The sequence below is a fragment of the Kitasatospora sp. NPDC054939 genome (assembly GCF_053610105.1).
The window spans coordinates 17,542-32,999 of the sequence record NZ_JBSGXP010000024.1 but is presented as its reverse complement, the minus strand read 5'-3'; the positions used below and the strand labels follow the sequence as shown (position 1 = coordinate 32,999).

At 72.1% G+C, this 15,458-nt stretch carries 10 protein-coding genes; 8 read left to right on the top strand and 2 right to left on the bottom strand.

The window, feature by feature from the left end:
* Positions 1-226: 226 nt before the first annotated feature.
* Complete coding sequence (gene rpsA / locus ACWGB8_RS09940) at positions 227-1,717, bottom strand: 30S ribosomal protein S1 (RefSeq protein ID WP_350748100.1); 1,491 nt, start codon at positions 1,715-1,717, stop codon at positions 227-229.
* A 414-nt stretch (positions 1,718-2,131) separates the two neighbouring features.
* Here rpsA and ACWGB8_RS09935 point away from each other — a divergent pair, with 414 nt between their 5' ends.
* Together ACWGB8_RS09935 and hrpB are read left to right on the top strand one after the other, a co-directional pair.
* Positions 2,132-2,986 carry a class I SAM-dependent methyltransferase gene (locus ACWGB8_RS09935; protein WP_452212024.1) on the top strand — a complete coding sequence of 285 codons (855 nt, stop codon included), beginning with the start codon at positions 2,132-2,134 and terminating at the stop codon, positions 2,984-2,986.
* Positions 2,987-2,993: 7 nt separating this feature from the next.
* Positions 2,994-5,516: an ATP-dependent helicase HrpB gene (gene hrpB, locus ACWGB8_RS09930; protein ID WP_452212022.1), complete on the top strand. Its 2,523-nt coding sequence runs from the start codon at positions 2,994-2,996 to the stop codon at positions 5,514-5,516.
* A gap of 102 nt (positions 5,517-5,618) precedes the next feature.
* Here the strand turns inward: hrpB and polA are convergent, their stop codons facing one another.
* Positions 5,619-8,300, bottom strand: a complete 2,682-nt coding sequence (polA, locus tag ACWGB8_RS09925) for a DNA polymerase I (protein WP_452212078.1) — start codon at positions 8,298-8,300, stop codon at positions 5,619-5,621.
* Between the two features lie 251 nt (positions 8,301-8,551).
* Here polA and ACWGB8_RS09920 point away from each other — a divergent pair, with 251 nt between their 5' ends.
* The 6 genes from ACWGB8_RS09920 (at position 8,552) to ACWGB8_RS09895 (ending at position 15,427) form a co-directional block, all read left to right on the top strand.
* Positions 8,552-9,040: a PaaI family thioesterase gene (locus ACWGB8_RS09920; RefSeq protein ID WP_452212021.1), complete on the top strand. Its 489-nt coding sequence runs from the start codon at positions 8,552-8,554 to the stop codon at positions 9,038-9,040.
* Positions 9,041-9,644: 604 nt separating this feature from the next.
* Positions 9,645-10,883 carry a branched-chain amino acid ABC transporter substrate-binding protein gene (locus tag ACWGB8_RS09915; RefSeq protein ID WP_452212019.1) on the top strand — a complete coding sequence of 413 codons (1,239 nt, stop codon included), beginning with the start codon at positions 9,645-9,647 and terminating at the stop codon, positions 10,881-10,883.
* A 129-nt stretch (positions 10,884-11,012) separates the two neighbouring features.
* Positions 11,013-11,942, top strand: coding sequence for a branched-chain amino acid ABC transporter permease (locus tag ACWGB8_RS09910; RefSeq protein WP_452212017.1), 930 nt, complete (start codon positions 11,013-11,015; stop codon positions 11,940-11,942).
* Between the two features lie 5 nt (positions 11,943-11,947).
* A complete protein-coding gene (locus tag ACWGB8_RS09905) occupies positions 11,948-13,879 on the top strand; it encodes a branched-chain amino acid ABC transporter permease (protein WP_452212016.1) in 1,932 nt (643 codons plus the stop codon).
* Between the two features lie 7 nt (positions 13,880-13,886).
* Positions 13,887-14,714 (top strand): ABC transporter ATP-binding protein, encoded by an 828-nt coding sequence (locus tag ACWGB8_RS09900; protein ID WP_452212014.1) that lies wholly within the window; start codon positions 13,887-13,889, stop codon positions 14,712-14,714.
* Positions 14,711-15,427 carry an ABC transporter ATP-binding protein gene (locus ACWGB8_RS09895; RefSeq protein ID WP_452212012.1) on the top strand — a complete coding sequence of 239 codons (717 nt, stop codon included), beginning with the start codon at positions 14,711-14,713 and terminating at the stop codon, positions 15,425-15,427. Before ACWGB8_RS09900 ends, ACWGB8_RS09895 begins: the two co-directional genes overlap by 4 nt.
* Positions 15,428-15,458: the final 31 nt, after the last annotated feature.

Here is a 15,458-nt window from a genome sequence, read left to right as displayed (position 1 = left end):
CAACTCCACCCAAGGTAGGGGGAATGCGATGAAACACCTAGGGCGATCAGATGAGCCCCTTGTCACATCAATTCCTTCACCTATGGCGCACATAAGTGAAGGCGGAATGCGCAATTGCCGCCGGAATGCACGAAACGGGCCCCCACCCGGAAATCCGGATGGGGGCCCGTTCGGCTGTTCAGCTGCGAGGAGGCCTCAGCTGCGGGGCCGCCTCAGGGGCAGAGCCTCAGCTCTGGCCGCCGGCCAGCTTCTCGCGCAGGGCGGCGAGGGCCTCGTCCGAAGCGAGAGCGCCGGAGCCCTCGTCGCTGCTGGAGGAGTACGAGCCACCCGCGGCGGCGGCGACGGCGTCGCCACCCTCCGCAGCGGCCTCGGCGTCGGCCTCGCGGCTCTTGATGACCTGGGCCTGGTGCTGCTCGAAGCGGGCCTGCGCCTCGGCGTACTGGCGCTCCCACTCCTCGCGCTGCTTCTCGAAGCCGGGCAGCCAGTCGTTCGCCTCGGGGTCGAAGCCCTCCGGGTAGATGTAGTTGCCCTGGTCGTCGTACGAGGCGGCCATGCCGTACAGGGTCGGGTCGAACTCGACCTCGGCCGGGTTGGCACCCAGGGCCTCGTTGGCCTGCTTCAGCGACAGGCTGATGCGGCGGCGCTCCAGGTCGATGTCGATGACCTTGACGAAGATCTCGTCGCCGACCTGGACGACCTGCTCCGGGATCTCCACGTGGCGCTCGGCCAGCTCGGAGATGTGGACCAGGCCCTCGATGCCCTCGTCGACGCGGACGAACGCACCGAACGGAACCAGCTTGGTGACCTTACCCGGGACGACCTGGCCGATCTGGTGGGTCCGGGCGAACTGCTGCCACGGGTCCTCCTGGGTCGCCTTCAGCGACAGGGAGACGCGCTCGCGGTCCATGTCCACGTCGAGAACCTCGACGGTGACCTCCTGGCCGACCTCGACGACCTCGGACGGGTGGTCGATGTGCTTCCAGGACAGCTCGGAGACGTGCACCAGGCCGTCGACGCCACCCAGGTCCACGAAGGCACCGAAGTTGACGATCGAGGAGACGACGCCGGAGCGCACCTGGCCCTTCTGCAGGGTGGTGAGGAAGGTCTGGCGGACCTCGCTCTGGGTCTGCTCCAGCCAGGCACGGCGGGACAGGACCACGTTGTTGCGGTTCTTGTCCAGCTCGATGATCTTGGCCTCGAGCTCCTTGCCCACGTAGGGCTGGAGGTCGCGGACGCGGCGCATCTCGACGAGCGAGGCCGGCAGGAAGCCACGGAGGCCGATGTCGAGGATGAGACCACCCTTGACGACCTCGATGACGGTACCGGTGACGATGCCGTCCTCTTCCTTGATCTTCTCGATCGTGCCCCAGGCACGCTCGTACTGAGCGCGCTTCTTGGACAGGATGAGACGACCCTCCTTGTCCTCCTTCTGGAGAACCAGGGCCTCGATGTTGTCGCCGACCGAGACGACCTCGTGCGGGTCAACGTCGTGCTTGATCGAGAGCTCACGGGACGGGATGACGCCCTCGGTCTTGTAACCGATGTCGAGGAGCACCTCGTCACGGTCGACCTTCACGATGACGCCCTCGACGATGTCGCCATCGTTGAAGTACTTGATGGTCTCGTCGATTGCGGCGAGGAACGCGTCCGCGTCGCCGATGTCGTTGACCGCGACCTGCGGGGTGGTGCTGAGGGAGGAGTCGGTGGGGCTCGTCATTAGGAAAAGGGCTCCGGTACGGACATGAAGTCGTAGGTAATGCCACGCGGAGGGCCCGTATCGCTCCCACCGAAAAGCCGGGCAGCCCAGAACACGGCGCACCGGGATTCCCGTACAACGAGAACCGGCGTCCGTCTTGAGACCACGGGGTCTTCGACAGATGCGAGCGCGACCTGCTCCGTCCGAGGCGCGCAGGCCCGCAGCGCAACTTGTAGCATACGGGGACAGCTGGGCACGGTCAACGCCAACGAAGGCGAGACGGTGGAGGCCGGTATGGATCAGGCCATATCCTCCGATAGCGCACCTCAGCGGTGACGGCCACAGAAGGCCTTTCCCCGGATGCCACCACCGGGATCCGGCCCCGGTGGGGGCCGCATCGCAGCAGCGGCGCTTCCGCAGTCCACACCCTACGCGATGGGCGTTCACACCTTGGCCACCACCCCCGACACCCGGCCCGACGATCTTGACGAGGACGGCGACGATGCCGTAAGGCGCGAGGCCGGCGCGGGCGAGAGCAGCCGGGCCAGCCGCCGCTGGTGGGACCGCAACGCCGACGAGTACCAGGAGGAGCACGGCGCCTTCCTCGGCGACGACCGCTTCACCTGGTGCCCCGAGGGCCTCGACGAGGCCGACGCCCGGCTGCTCGGCGACCTCGCCGGCCGGGACGTGCTGGAGCTCGGCGCCGGCGCCGCCCAGTGCTCCCGCTGGCTGGCCGCCCGGGGCGCCCGCCCGGTCGCGCTCGACATCTCCTTCCGCCAGCTCCAGCACGCCCGCCGGATCGACCTCGCCCGCGACACCCCGCCCGTCCCGCTGGTCCAGGCCGACGCCGCGGTGCTGCCGTTCGCCGACCGCTCCTTCGACGTGGCCTGCTCCGCGTACGGGGCGGTGCCGTTCAGCGCGGACACCGGCGCCCTGATGCGCGAGGTGCACCGGGTGCTGCGGCCCGGCGGGCGCTGGGTGTTCTCGGTGACCCACCCGATCCGCTGGGCCTTCCCCGACGAGCCCGGCGTCGAGGGCCTCACCGCGACCGCCTCCTACTTCGACCGCACCCCCTACGTCGAGCAGGACGAGCAGGGGCGGGCCACCTACGTCGAGCACCACCGCACCCTCGGCGACCGGGTGCGCGAACTCGTCGGCGCCGGCTTCCGGCTGCTGGACCTCGTCGAGCCCGAGTGGCCCGAGGGCCACGACCAGGAGTGGGGCGGCTGGTCCCCGCTGCGCGGACGGCACTTCCCCGGCACCGCGATCTTCGTCGCGGAACGGGACTGAGCCCGCCGTGCACCCCGCCCGGCTCGACCTGCCCGTCCGGACCGCCCTGCCCGCCCTGCACCGGGCCCTCGACGAGCACGGCACCGCCGTACTCGCCGCCCCGCCCGGCACCGGCAAGACCACGCTCGTCCCGCTCGCGCTGGCCGGGCTCCTCGGCGACGGCCGCCCCGCCCGCCGGGTGCTGGTCGCCGAACCCCGCCGGCTGGCCGTCCGGGCGGCGGCCCGGCGGATGGCCTGGCTGCTCGGCTCCGCGGTCGGCGGGGAGGTCGGGTACACCGTGCGCGGCGAGCGCCGGACCGGCCCGGCGACCGCCGTCGAGGTGGTCACCACCGGCGTGCTGCTGCAGCGCCTCCAGCGCGACCAGGAGCTGCCCGGGGTGGACGCGGTGGTGCTCGACGAGTGCCACGAGCGGCACCTCGACGCCGACACCGCGCTCGCCTTCCTGCTGGACGTCCGGGCCGCCCTGCGCCCGGACCTGCGGCTGATCTGCGCCTCGGCGACCTCCGACACCGCGGCCTGGGCCGACCTGCTCGGCGGCGCGCCGGTGGTCGAGGCGCACGGCGTCTCGCACCCCGTCGAGGTGCGCTGGGTGCCCCCCGCGCGCGCCGTCCGCCCCGCGCACGGCACCCGGGTCGACCCGGCGCTGCTGGAGCACGTGGCCGCCACCGTCCGCCGGGCGCTGGCCGAGCAGCCCGGCGACGTGCTCTGCTTCCTGCCCGGCGCCGGCGAGATCGCCCGGGTCGCCGGACTGCTCGACGGCGCGCCCGCCGAGGTGCTGCAGCTGCACGGCCGGGCCCCACAGGCCGTACAGGACGCCGCGCTGGGCCCCTCGACGGGGCGGCGGGTGGTGCTGGCCACCTCGGTCGCCGAGTCCTCGCTGACCGTGCCCGGCGTGCGGACCGTGGTCGACTGCGGGCTGGCCCGCGAACCGCGCACCGACCACGCCCGCGGACTGGCCGGCCTGGTCACCGTCCGGGCCTCGCTGGCCGCCGCCCGGCAGCGGGCCGGCCGGGCCGGGCGCGAGGCCCCGGGCACCGTCTACCGCTGCTGGGCGGAGGCCGAGGACGCCCTCGCGGCCCGCTTCCCCACCCCGGAGATCGCGCTCGCCGACCTCACCCCGTTCGCCCTGCAGACCGCCTGCTGGGGCGACCCGGACGCCACCGGGCTGGCCCTGCCGGACGCCCCGCCGGCCGGGGCGATGGCCGCCGCCCGGCAGACCCTGCACGCCCTCGGCGCGGTGGACGCCGACGGCCGGGCCACCCCGCGCGGGGTGCGGCTCGCCCGCACCGGGCTGCACCCGCGGCTGGCCCGCGCGCTGGTCGACGGCGCCCCGGCGGTCGGCTCGCGACGGGCCGCCGAGGTGGTCGCCCTGCTGTCCGAGGAACCGCCCCGGGCGCTCGGCGACGACCTGGGCGCCGTGCTGCGGCTGGTGCGCTCCGGCGCCGGGGACGGCTACGCGGCCCGCTGGCGCGAGGAGGTGCGCCGGCTGCTGCGCGGCGTCCCGGAGGCCGCACCGACCGCCCTGCCGGATCCGGCGGCGGTCGGCCTGGTGGTCGCCCTGGCCTTCCCCGAGCGGATCGCCCGGGCCCGGGTGGAGCGGCCCGAACCCGGCACCCGCAGCCCCTACCTGATGGCCTCGGGAACGGCGGCGGAGCTGTCGGCGGGCACCGCCCTCGCCGGGCTGCCGTGGCTGGCCGTCGCGGTGGCCGACCGCCCGGCCGGCGCGCCGTCGGCCCGGGTGCTGCACGCCGCCCCGCTCGACGAGGAGACCGCCCGGCTGGCCGGGGCGCCGCTGCTGTCCGCCCGCGAGGAGGTCCGCTGGGACACCCGGCGCGGCGAGGTGGCGGCCCGGCGGGTGGCCGCGCTGGGCGCCGTCGAGCTGACCGCCGAACGGCTGGAGCGGCCCGACCCGGCGCTGGTGCGCTCCGCCCTGCGGGAGGGGCTGGCGCGCGAGGGCGTCGGCACGCTGCTCGGCTGGCCGCCCGCGGCGGCCGGACTGCGCGAGCGGCTGGCGTTCCTGCACGCCGAGCTCGGCGCACCGTGGCCGGACGTGGCCGACGCCGCGCTGCTGGAGCGGGCCGACGAGTGGCTGGAGCCGGAGCTGTCCCGGGCCCGGCGGCGCGCCGACCTGGCCCGGATCGACACCGCGGCGGCCCTCCAGCGGCTGCTGCCCTGGGCGCAGGGGCAGGCCGGACGGCTCGACGAGCTGGCGCCCGAGCGGATCACCGTGCCCTCCGGCTCCCGGATCCGGGTGGACTACGCCGGCGGCCGACCGGTGCTCGCGGTGAAGCTGCAGGAGCTGTTCGGCTGGGCGGCGGCCCCGGCGCTGGCCGGCGGGCGGGTGCCGCTGACCGTGCACCTGCTCTCCCCCGCCGGACGGCCCGCCGCGGTCACCGGCGACCTGGCGTCGTTCTGGCGGGACGGCTACAAGGCCGTCCGCGCCGAGCTGCGCGGGCGCTACCCGCGCCATCCGTGGCCGGAGGACCCGACCACGGCCGAGCCGACGAAGCGCACCAACGCCCGCCGGTGAGCCGGGCGGGGGCCCGGTCGGCCCCCGCCCCGCCCACCGCCCGGTACGCGGCCGGGCCCGGTGCTCGGCCCGGTGCGGCGCGCCGTTCGGCTGCGCGCGGCCTCAGTGCGCGGCGGCCTCCCAGTCGGGGCCCACGCCGACCGAGACGTCCAGCGGCGCCCGCAGCGGGTAGGCACCGGCCATCTGCTCCCGGACCAGCGCCTCGACCTGCTCGCGCTCGCCCGGCGCCAGCTCCAGCACGATCTCGTCGTGCACCTGGAGCAGCATCCGCGAGCCCAGCCCGGCAGTGCGCAGCGCCTCGTCGACCCGCAGCATGGCGATCTTGACGATATCGGCGGCCGAGCCCTGGATGGGGGCGTTGAGGGCCATCCGCTCGGCCATCTCGCGGCGCTGGCGGTTGTCGCTGTTGAGGTCGGGCAGGTACCGGCGGCGGCCGAGCAGGGTCTCGGTGTACCCGGTGGCGCGGGCCTCGTCGACCACCCGGCGCAGGTAGTCGCGCACCCCGCCGAAGCGCTCGAAGTAGGTGTCCATCAGGCCCTGGGCCTCGGCGGGCTTGATGCCGAGCTGCTGGGAGAGCCCGTAGGCGGAGAGCCCGTACGCCAGGCCGTAGGACATCGCCTTGATCTTGCGGCGCATCTCGGCGTCGACCGCCTCGCCGGGCACCTCGAAGACCTGCGAGGCGACGGTGGTGTGGAGGTCCTCCCCGCTGGCGAAGGCCTCGATCAGGGCCTCGTCCTCGGAGAGGTGGGCCATGATGCGCAGCTCGATCTGGGAGTAGTCGGCGGTCAGCAGCGCCTCGTAGCCCTCGCCGACGACGAAGGCGCGGCGGATGGCGCGGCCCTCCTCGGTGCGGACCGGGATGTTCTGCAGGTTCGGGTCCTGCGACGAGAGCCGGCCGGTGGCGGCGACCATCTGGTTGAAGGTGGTGTGGATGCGCCCGGCCGGGGAGACCGTCTTGAGCAGGCCCTCGACGGTGGTGCGCAGCTTGGCCTGGTCGCGGTGGCGCAGCAGGATGACCGGCAGCTCGTTGTCGGTCTGGGTGGCGAGCCAGGTGAGCGCGTCGGCGTCGGTGGTGTACCCGGTCTTGATCTTCTTGGTCTTGGGGAGGGCGAGTTCGCCGAACAGGATCTCCTGGAGCTGCTTGGGCGAGCCGAGGTTGAACTCGTGGCCGGCGGCGGCGTGGGCCTCCTCGACGCAGCGCTGGATCTCGGCGGCGAACTGCGTCTCCAGGCCGGTGAGCCAGGGGCCGTCGGCGGCGATGCCGTAGCGCTCCATGCGGGCGAGCAGGGCGGCGATCGGCAGCTCCATGTCGAGCAGCAGCCCGGTGGCGCCGACCTCGGCGAGGCGGGTGTCGAAGAGCTCGGCGAGGTCGAGGACGGCGCGGGCCTGCAGCATCAGCGCGCGGGCGCCGGCCGCGGCGTCCTCCTCCGGGGCGTCGAAGGTGAGCTGGCCGCTCTCGGCGGCGGGCGCCGGGGCGAGCGAGCGGGCCAGGTACTCCTCGGCGAGGACCTCCAGGGTGAAGGTGCGCCGGCCGGGCTTCTCCAGGTAGGCGGCGAGCGCGGTGTCGGCGGCGACGCCCGCGATCGTCCAGCCGCGCTCGGCGAAGGCCCGCATGACCTGCTTGGCGATGTGCAGGGCCTTGGGTGCGGCGGGGTCGGCGAGCCAGGCGGCGAAGGCGCGCTCGTCCTCCTCGGCGAGCAGCGCCGGGTCGAACCAGGCGGCCGACTCGCCGACGGCCAGGGCGACTTCGGTGACCTCGCCGCTGCCGAGGGCCCACCGGTAGACGGCGGCGAGCGCGATCCGGCCGGTGGCGGCGTGCTGCTCCAGCCAGGCGGCGAGGGTGCCCGGGTCGGTGAGCAGTTCGCCGTCGACGTCGACGCCGGGGGCGAGTTCGGCCTCGGGCTCGGTCTCCTCGGCGCCGGGGTCGATGGCGTGCACCCGGTCGCGGAAGTTGGCGTTGCGGAACTCCAGGGCCTCCATGATCCGGCCGACCTCGGTGCGGTCGAACGGGGCGCGGGCCAGGTCGCCGACGCCCAGCGGGAGTTCGACGTCGCGGACCAGCTCGGTGAGGATGCGGTTGCGCTTGACGGAGTCCAGGTGCTCGCGCAGCTTCTCGCCGATCTTGCCCTTCACCTCGTCGGCGCGGGCGACGAGTTCGTCGAAGGAGCCGAACTGGTTGACCCACTTGGCGGCGGTCTTCTCGCCGACGCCGGGGATGCCGGGCAGGTTGTCGGACGGGTCGCCGCGCAGGGCCGCGAGGTCGGGGTACTGGCGGGGGGTGACGCCGTACTTCTCGGCGACCTTCTCCGGCGTGTAGCGGGTGAGTTCGGAGACGCCCTTGGTCGGGTAGAGCACGGTGACCCGGTCGGTGACCAGCTGGAGGGAGTCGCGGTCGCCGGTGACGATCTGGACGTCGAAGCCGGCGGCCTCGGCGGCGGTGGCGAGGGTGGCGATGATGTCGTCGGCCTCGAAGCCCTCGGCGGTCATCCGCGGGACGTGCATGGCGTCGAGGAGTTCGCCGATCAGGCCGACCTGGCTGCGGAACTCGTCCGGCGTCTTGGAGCGGTTCGCCTTGTAGTCGGGGAACTCGGCGGAGCGGAAGGTCTGCCGGGAGAGGTCGAAGGCGACCGCGAGGTGGGTGGGCCGCTCGTCGCGCACGGTGTTGGCGAGCATCGAGGCGAAGCCGTACACCGCGTTGGTGGGCTGGCCGGTGGAGGTGTTGAAGTTCTCCACGGGCAGCGCGTAGAACGCCCGGTAGGCCATGGAGTGCCCGTCGAGCAGCATCAGCCGGGGCCGCTCGCCGGCCCCGCCGCCACCCGCCGCGCCCTTGTCCGTACTCTGCGTAGCCACGTCAACGTCCGTTCCTGCCGATTCCACTACCGGTGACCGATCCTATGGCCCGGCACCGACAAAGGGGGCGCGCCGTCGGAGGGCCGCCACGCCACGGCCCGCGGGCGGCCACTACCGCCGAGTAGGACGGTCGTACGATCACAGGCAGCACAACGACGTGACCCCGAACGGCAGGAGCTCCCCCCATGACCGACGCCGCCCCCACCACCCCCGTCGGCGACACCCCCGACGCGGCCCCGGTGCTCAAGGTCCCGCAGGAGGTGCTCGACCACTTCGCCAAGCTGGGAGTCACCCCCTCCACCTTCTCCGGCGGGTACCTCGGCGAGAAGCTGGGCATCCGGATCGTCGAGGCGTCCCCGGACCGGGTGGTCGGCACCATGCCGGTGGAGGGCAACCAGCAGCCGTACGGCCTGCTGCACGGCGGCGCCTCGGCCGCGCTCGCCGAGACGCTGGGCTCGGTGGCCGCGATGCTGCACGCCGGCCCCGGCCGGTACGCGGTGGGGGTCGACCTCAACGCGACGCACCACCGCTCGGCGACCTCGGGCCTGGTCACCGGTGTGGCGACGGCGGTCTTCAAGGGGCGCACCGCGGCGACCTACGAGATCGCGATCACCGACGACACCGGCAAGCGGGTCACCAGCTGCCGGCTGACCTGCATGCTGCGCGACCTCTGAGCCGCGGATCCCGCCCGACCGCTCCGTCCTGACGACGGGTCAGGTGCCGGACGGACCGTCAAATCCTTTGCCAGCCCCCTTGTTTGACCTTGGACTGCACTGGGCAGTCCCTTGGTCCGGACAAGGGGGCGGTGGCATGTGGGGGGACTTTCGCGAATGTAACACTGCGTAACAGCCAGGAAATCCGAGCACCGGGCCGCCACACGGGCCCGCCGCGCGGCCGGCGCACCCGACAGCGGACGCATGATCGTCGGATCGTCCGGTATTCGGGCCCACGCGCCCGAAACCAGCAACCCGAACGGAAGTGTCCGATTATCGGTGAATCCAGTACTGACCCCCATTTCTGGGCCTTACACCCCGGCTACCGGCCGGTAAATCGCCGGGGTTGAGCGGTCGGTCGCGTCGAAACGACCACATCCTGAGACAACTGCTCCGTGTGCTCATAACAAGAGAATCACAGCCTCGCTCCAGACCTGCCCGAGCCGCCCGACGGCCATCTAGAGTCACGGCCAGTCACCGCGCCAACGGATTGGGCCAGACCCCATCGTGCGCCCCGGCACCCGCCACTCCGGCGCGGCGCCTTCCTTCCCAGAAGGGGACCCCCGTGCGTCATCGTTCTGCAGTTGTCGTGAGCATTGCCGTGATCGGCGCCCTCTCCCTGACCGCCTGCGGCTCCCGCGGCGAGGACAAGGCGAAGACCGGCGACAACACCGGCGGAGGCTCCTCCGCCACCGTGACGATCGGCGTCGACGCCCCGCTCACCGGCGACCTCTCCGCCCTCGGCCTCGGCATCAAGAACTCCGTCGACCTCGCCGTCAAGCAGGCCAACGAGAAGAACGAGGTCCCCGGCGTCAAGTTCCAGATCAAGGCCCTGGACGACACCGCCAAGCCGGCCCCCGGCCAGCAGAACGCCACCCAGCTGGTCGCCGACAAGAACGTCATCGGCGTCGTCGGCCCGCTGAACTCCAGCGTCGCCCAGTCCATGCAGCAGATCTTCAACGACGCCAACCTCGTCCAGATCTCGCCCGCCAACACCGGCGTCGCCCTCAGCCAGGGCGAGAAGTGGGCCAGCGGCACCAAGGCCCGCCCCTTCAAGTCCTACTTCCGCACCTCCACCACCGACGCCGTGCAGGGCCCGTTCGCCGCCCAGTACCTGATCAACGACGCCAAGAAGACCAAGGTCTTCCTCATCGACGACCAGAAGACCTACGGCGCCGGCCTCGCCGCCACCTTCAAGGGCGAGTTCACCAAGCTCAAGGGCACCATCGTCGGCGAGGAGCACGTCAACCCCGACGACCGCGACTTCTCCGCCATCGTCACCAAGGTCAAGAGCTCCGGCGCCGACGCCGTCTACTACGGCGGCGAGTACCCCGCGGCCGGCCCGCTCTCCCTCCAGCTCAAGGAGGCCGGCGTCAACATCCCGCTCATGGGCGGCGACGGCATCCAGAGCGGCGACTTCATCAAGCTCAACCCCAAGAGCCAGAACGACCTCGCCACCGCCGTCGGCCTGCCCGTCGAGCAGCTGCCCACCGCGGCCAAGTTCATCGCCGACTACAAGGCGGCCGGCTACAAGGACGCCTACGAGACCTACGGCGGCTACTCCTACGACAGCGCCTGGGCCATCATCCAGGGCGTCAAGGCCGTCGTCGCCGCCAACGGCGGCAAGCTCCCCGCCGACCCGCGCGCCAAGGTCGTCGAGGCCGTCCAGAAGATCTCCTTCGAGGGCGTGACCGGCAAGGTCTCCTTCGACGAGTACGGCGACACCACCAACAAGCAGCTCACCGTGTACGCCGTCAAGGACGGCAAGTGGGCCGTGGAGAAGTCCGGCACCTTCAACGGCTGACGCCGAGCCCCGACCACGGTCGGGGCCCACGCCGGCACCACCAGCACAACCAGCGCGGGGGCGCCACCAGTGCCCCCGCGCACCCATATCCCACCACCCCACGCGGACACGCACAACGGAGGCCCAGCGGTGCACGACCTACCGCAGCAGCTGGCCAACGGCCTGATCCTCGGCGCCCTGTACGGGCTCGTCGCGATCGGCTACACGATGGTCTACGGCATCGTCCAGCTCATCAACTTCGCCCACGGCGAGATCTTCATGGTCGGCGGCTTCGGCGCCCTGACCGCCTACCTCGCCCTACCCGGCGGCACCTCACTCTGGCTGGCCCTACCGCTGATGCTCATCGCAGGCGTGCTGGTCTCCACCCTGACCGCCGTCGCGGCCGAACGCTTCGCCTACCGGCCGCTGCGCTCCGCGCCCCGGCTCGCCCCGCTGATCACCGCCATCGGCCTCTCGATCGTGCTGCAGCAGCTGGTGTTCTCGTTCTACCCCGACGCCAAGAAGGCCCGGGTCTTCCCCAAGATCCCCGGTGACCCCTTCGAGTTCGGCTCCGTCGCCATCCAGCGCAGCGACCTCTTCCTCATCGTCGCCGCCCCCCTGTGCATGGTCATCCTCGGCTGGTTCGTCACCAAGACCCGCTCCGGCCGCGCCATGCAGGCCACCAGCCAGGACCCCGACACCGCCAAGCTGATGGGCATCGACACCGACCGCATCATCGTCATGGCCTTCGCCATCGGTGCCGCGTTCGCCGCCGTCGCCGCCGTCGCCTACGGCCTGCGCAGCGGCCAGGTCGACTTCCGGATGGGCTTCCTCCTCGGCCTCAAGGCCTTCACCGCAGCCGTCCTCGGCGGCATCGGCAACATCTACGGCGCCATGCTCGGCGGCCTCGCCCTCGGCCTCGCCGAAGCCCTCGCCACCGGCTACATCCAGCACCTGCCCGGCATGGACCTCTTCGGAGGCGGTGCCTGGAAGGACGTCTGGGCCTTCGTACTCCTCATCGTCGTCCTGCTCGTCAGGCCCCAGGGCCTCCTCGGCGAGCGCGTCGCGGACAGGGCGTGACCACCATGAGCACTGAAACCACCCCGGTCATCCCCCTGCCCGGCATGGGCCCGCGCTTCGGCGCCGCCCTCACCGCCGCCGGCGCCGTCGCCGCGGCCGCCTCCGCGCTGCTCCCCTGGACCTGGTCCTCCGAGTTCCCCGGCGACCTCACCCTCTACGGCTACCCCGCCGGACTCCAGTGGCTCGCCCTCACCGGCGGCCTGCTCACCCTCCTGCTCGTCCTCGCCGGCCAGGGCGTCCCCGGCCTGCGCTGGGCCGCCCCCACCCGCAGCAACAACGCCGTCCTGTACGCCGCCTCCGGCACCGCGGCCGTCAGCCTCTACAGCGTCACCGCCATCTCGCTCGACCTCGGCGGCCTGCTCAACCTCGACCCCGGCGGCTGGCTCGCCGCGCTCGGCTCCCTGCTCGCCGTCGTCGGCGCACTCACCCTGCCCCTCGACCGCCGCACCTCCGTGCCGGTGCGCATCCTCGACCGCCGGCTCTTCGTGCTCCTGCCGATCGCCCCGGCCGCGTACTACGCCGCCAAGGCCATCCCCGAGAGCCAGCCGGTCGCCCCGGTCATGGTCGCCCTCGGCGGCGGACTCCTCATCGCCGCCGGCGCCGTGCTCCTCGTCCAGCTCGTCCACCTCGCCAACTCCTGGCTGCGGCTGGGCACCGTCGAGCGGCCCCTCCCGGCCGCCCGCGAACTGCCCTCCTGGGTCGAGATCCTGCTCATCGTCGTCGCCTTCGGCCTCGGCCTCTTCGCCATCACCTTCGGCATCGACACCGAGTACGGCGAGCTGTTCATCGGCTACCTGCTGCTGGCCGGCTTCGCCATCGGCGCCCTCGCCAAGTCCGGCCTGCTGAACCGGCTGCGCGCCCTGACGGTCAAGTACCGCCCGGTCACCACCGGCGCCGCCTTCGCCGCCGCCGCCAGCTTCCCGTTCACCCAGACCAGCGACCAGTACACCTCGGTCGCCACCAACATCCTGATCTTCGCCACCGTCGCGCTCGGCCTCAACATCGTCGTCGGCCTCGCCGGTCTGCTCGACCTCGGCTACGTCGCCTTCCTCGGCGTCGGCGCCTACGCCGCCGCCCTGGTCTCCGGCTCGCCCGCCTCGCCCATCAACGTCCAGTTCCCCTTCTGGGCCGCGATGCTCACCGGCGCCGTGGTGTCGATGATCTTCGGTGTCCTGATCGGCGCCCCCACCCTGCGGCTGCGCGGCGACTACCTCGCCATCGTCACCCTCGGGTTCGGCGAGATCTTCCGCATCACCATGCTCAACCTCAACGGGACCACCGGCCCCGACGTCACCAACGGCTCCAACGGCATCCCGCGGATCCCCGACCTGCAGATCCTCGGCTTCGACCTCGGCAAGCCGCACACCGTCCTCGGCGTCGAACTCGGCCGCTTCTCCAACTACTACCTGCTGATGCTGCTGGTCACCGCGCTCGTCGTGCTGGTCTTCGCCCGCGTCGGCAACTCCCGCATCGGGCGCGCCTGGGTCGCCATCCGCGAGGACGAGACCGCCGCCGAGGCCATGGGCATCAACGGCTTCCGCCTCAAGCTCCTCGCCTTCGCCCTCGGCGCCTGCCTCGCAGGCCTCGCCGGCACCGTCCAGGCCCACGTCAGCTACACGGTCACCCCCGACCAGTACACCTTCGCCGAGGCCCTGCCGCCCAACTCCGCCTTCCTGCTCGCCGCGGTCATCCTCGGCGGCATGGGCACCATCAGCGGCCCGCTGGCCGGCGCCACGCTGCTCTTCCTCATCCCGAAGAAGCTCGAATTCCTCGCCGACTACCAGCTGTTCGCCTTCGGCATCGCCCTCATGCTGCTCATGCGGGTCCGCCCGGAGGGCCTCATCCCCAACCGCCGGCAGCAACTGGAGTTCCACGAGGCCGCCATCCCGGCCCAGAGCAGCACCGATCCCGTCCCACTGACCAAGGCAGGGGCGTGACCCCCAGATGACCACCACCACCGCCCCCGTGCCCACCCCGCTGCTCGACGTCTCCGGCGTCACCATGCGGTTCGGCGGCCTCACCGCCGTCAACAACGTCTCCCTCACCGTCAACGAGGGCGAGATCATCGGCCTCATCGGCCCCAACGGCGCCGGCAAGACGACCTTCTTCAACTGCCTCACCGGCCTGTACGTCCCCACCGAGGGACGCGTCAGCTACCGCGGCACCGTCCTCCCGCCCAAGCCCCACCTGGTCACCCAGGCCGGCATCGCCCGCACCTTCCAGAACATCCGGCTCTTCGCCAACATGACCGTCCTGGAGAACGTGCTCGTCGGCCGCCACACCCGCACCAAGGAAGGCCTGTTCGCCGCCATCCTGCGCGGCCCCAAGTACCAGCGCGCCGAGGCCGAGAGCCGCGAGCGGGCCATGGAACTCCTGGAGTTCACCGGCCTCGCCGAAAAGGCCGACCACCTCGCCCGCAACCTCCCCTACGGCGAGCAGCGCAAGCTGGAGATCGCCCGCGCCCTCGCCTCCGACCCCGGCCTGCTGCTCCTCGACGAGCCCACCGCCGGCATGAACCCCCAGGAGACCCGCGCCGCCGAGGAACTCGTCTTCGCCATCCGGGACAAGGGCATCTCCATCCTCGTCATCGAGCACGACATGCGCTTCATCTTCAACCTCTGCGACCGCACCGCGGTGCTCGTCCAGGGCCAGAAGATCGTCGAGGGCGACCGCGAGACCGTCCAGAACGACGAGCGCGTCATCACCGCCTACCTCGGCGCCCCGCTCGAAGGCACCACCGGCGCCACCGCAGCAACGGAGACCGACCAGTGACCGCACTCCTTGAGGTCGAGGACCTCCGCGTCGCCTACGGCAAGATCGAAGCCGTCAAGGGCATCAGCTTCACCGTCAACCAGGGCGAGGTCACCACCCTGATCGGCACCAACGGCGCCGGCAAGACCACGACCCTGCGCACCCTCTCCGGGCTGCTCAAGCCCACCGCCGGGAAGATCACGTTCGACGGGCAGCCGCTGAACACCGTCCCCGCGCACAAGATCGTGTCGCTCGGCCTGGCCCACTCCCCCGAGGGCCGGCACATCTTCCCGCGCATGACCATCGAGGAGAACCTCCTCCTCGGCGCCTTCCTGCGCAGCGACACCGCCGGCATCGCCGCCGACGTGGAGCGGGCCTACACCCTCTTCCCCATCCTCGGCGAACGCCGCAAGCAGGCCGCCGGCACCCTCTCCGGCGGCGAGCAGCAGATGCTCGCCATGGGCCGGGCCCTGATGTCCCAGCCCAAGCTGCTGATGCTCGACGAGCCCTCCATGGGCCTCTCCCCGCTCATGATGCAGAAGATCATGGCGACCATCATCGAGCTCAAGGCCTCCGGCACCACCATCCTGCTGGTCGAGCAGAACGCGCAGGCCGCGCTCTCGCTCTCCGACCAGGGGTACGTCATGGAGACCGGCCGCATCGTGCTCAAGGGCACCGGCCCGGACCTCCTCCACGACGAGTCCGTCCGCAAGGCCTACCTCGGCGAGGACTGACACCGTCCGGAACGGCGGAAGGGCCCGGCAG

What these genes read in the sequence shown, in the direction of transcription:
- polA (WP_452212078.1), bottom strand. Translation starts at nt 8,300, where the DNA reads ATGCTGCTCGACGGGCACTCCATGGCCTACCGGGCGTTCTACGCGCTG.
- ACWGB8_RS09900 (WP_452212014.1), top strand. Translation starts at nt 13,887, where the DNA reads ATGACCACCACCACCGCCCCCGTGCCCACCCCGCTGCTCGACGTCTCC.
- rpsA (WP_350748100.1), bottom strand. Translation starts at nt 1,717, where the DNA reads ATGACGAGCCCCACCGACTCCTCCCTCAGCACCACCCCGCAGGTCGCG.
- ACWGB8_RS09920 (WP_452212021.1), top strand. Translation starts at nt 8,552, where the DNA reads ATGACCGACGCCGCCCCCACCACCCCCGTCGGCGACACCCCCGACGCG.
- ACWGB8_RS09905 (WP_452212016.1), top strand. Translation starts at nt 11,948, where the DNA reads ATGAGCACTGAAACCACCCCGGTCATCCCCCTGCCCGGCATGGGCCCG.
- ACWGB8_RS09935 (WP_452212024.1), top strand. Translation starts at nt 2,132, where the DNA reads ATGGGCGTTCACACCTTGGCCACCACCCCCGACACCCGGCCCGACGAT.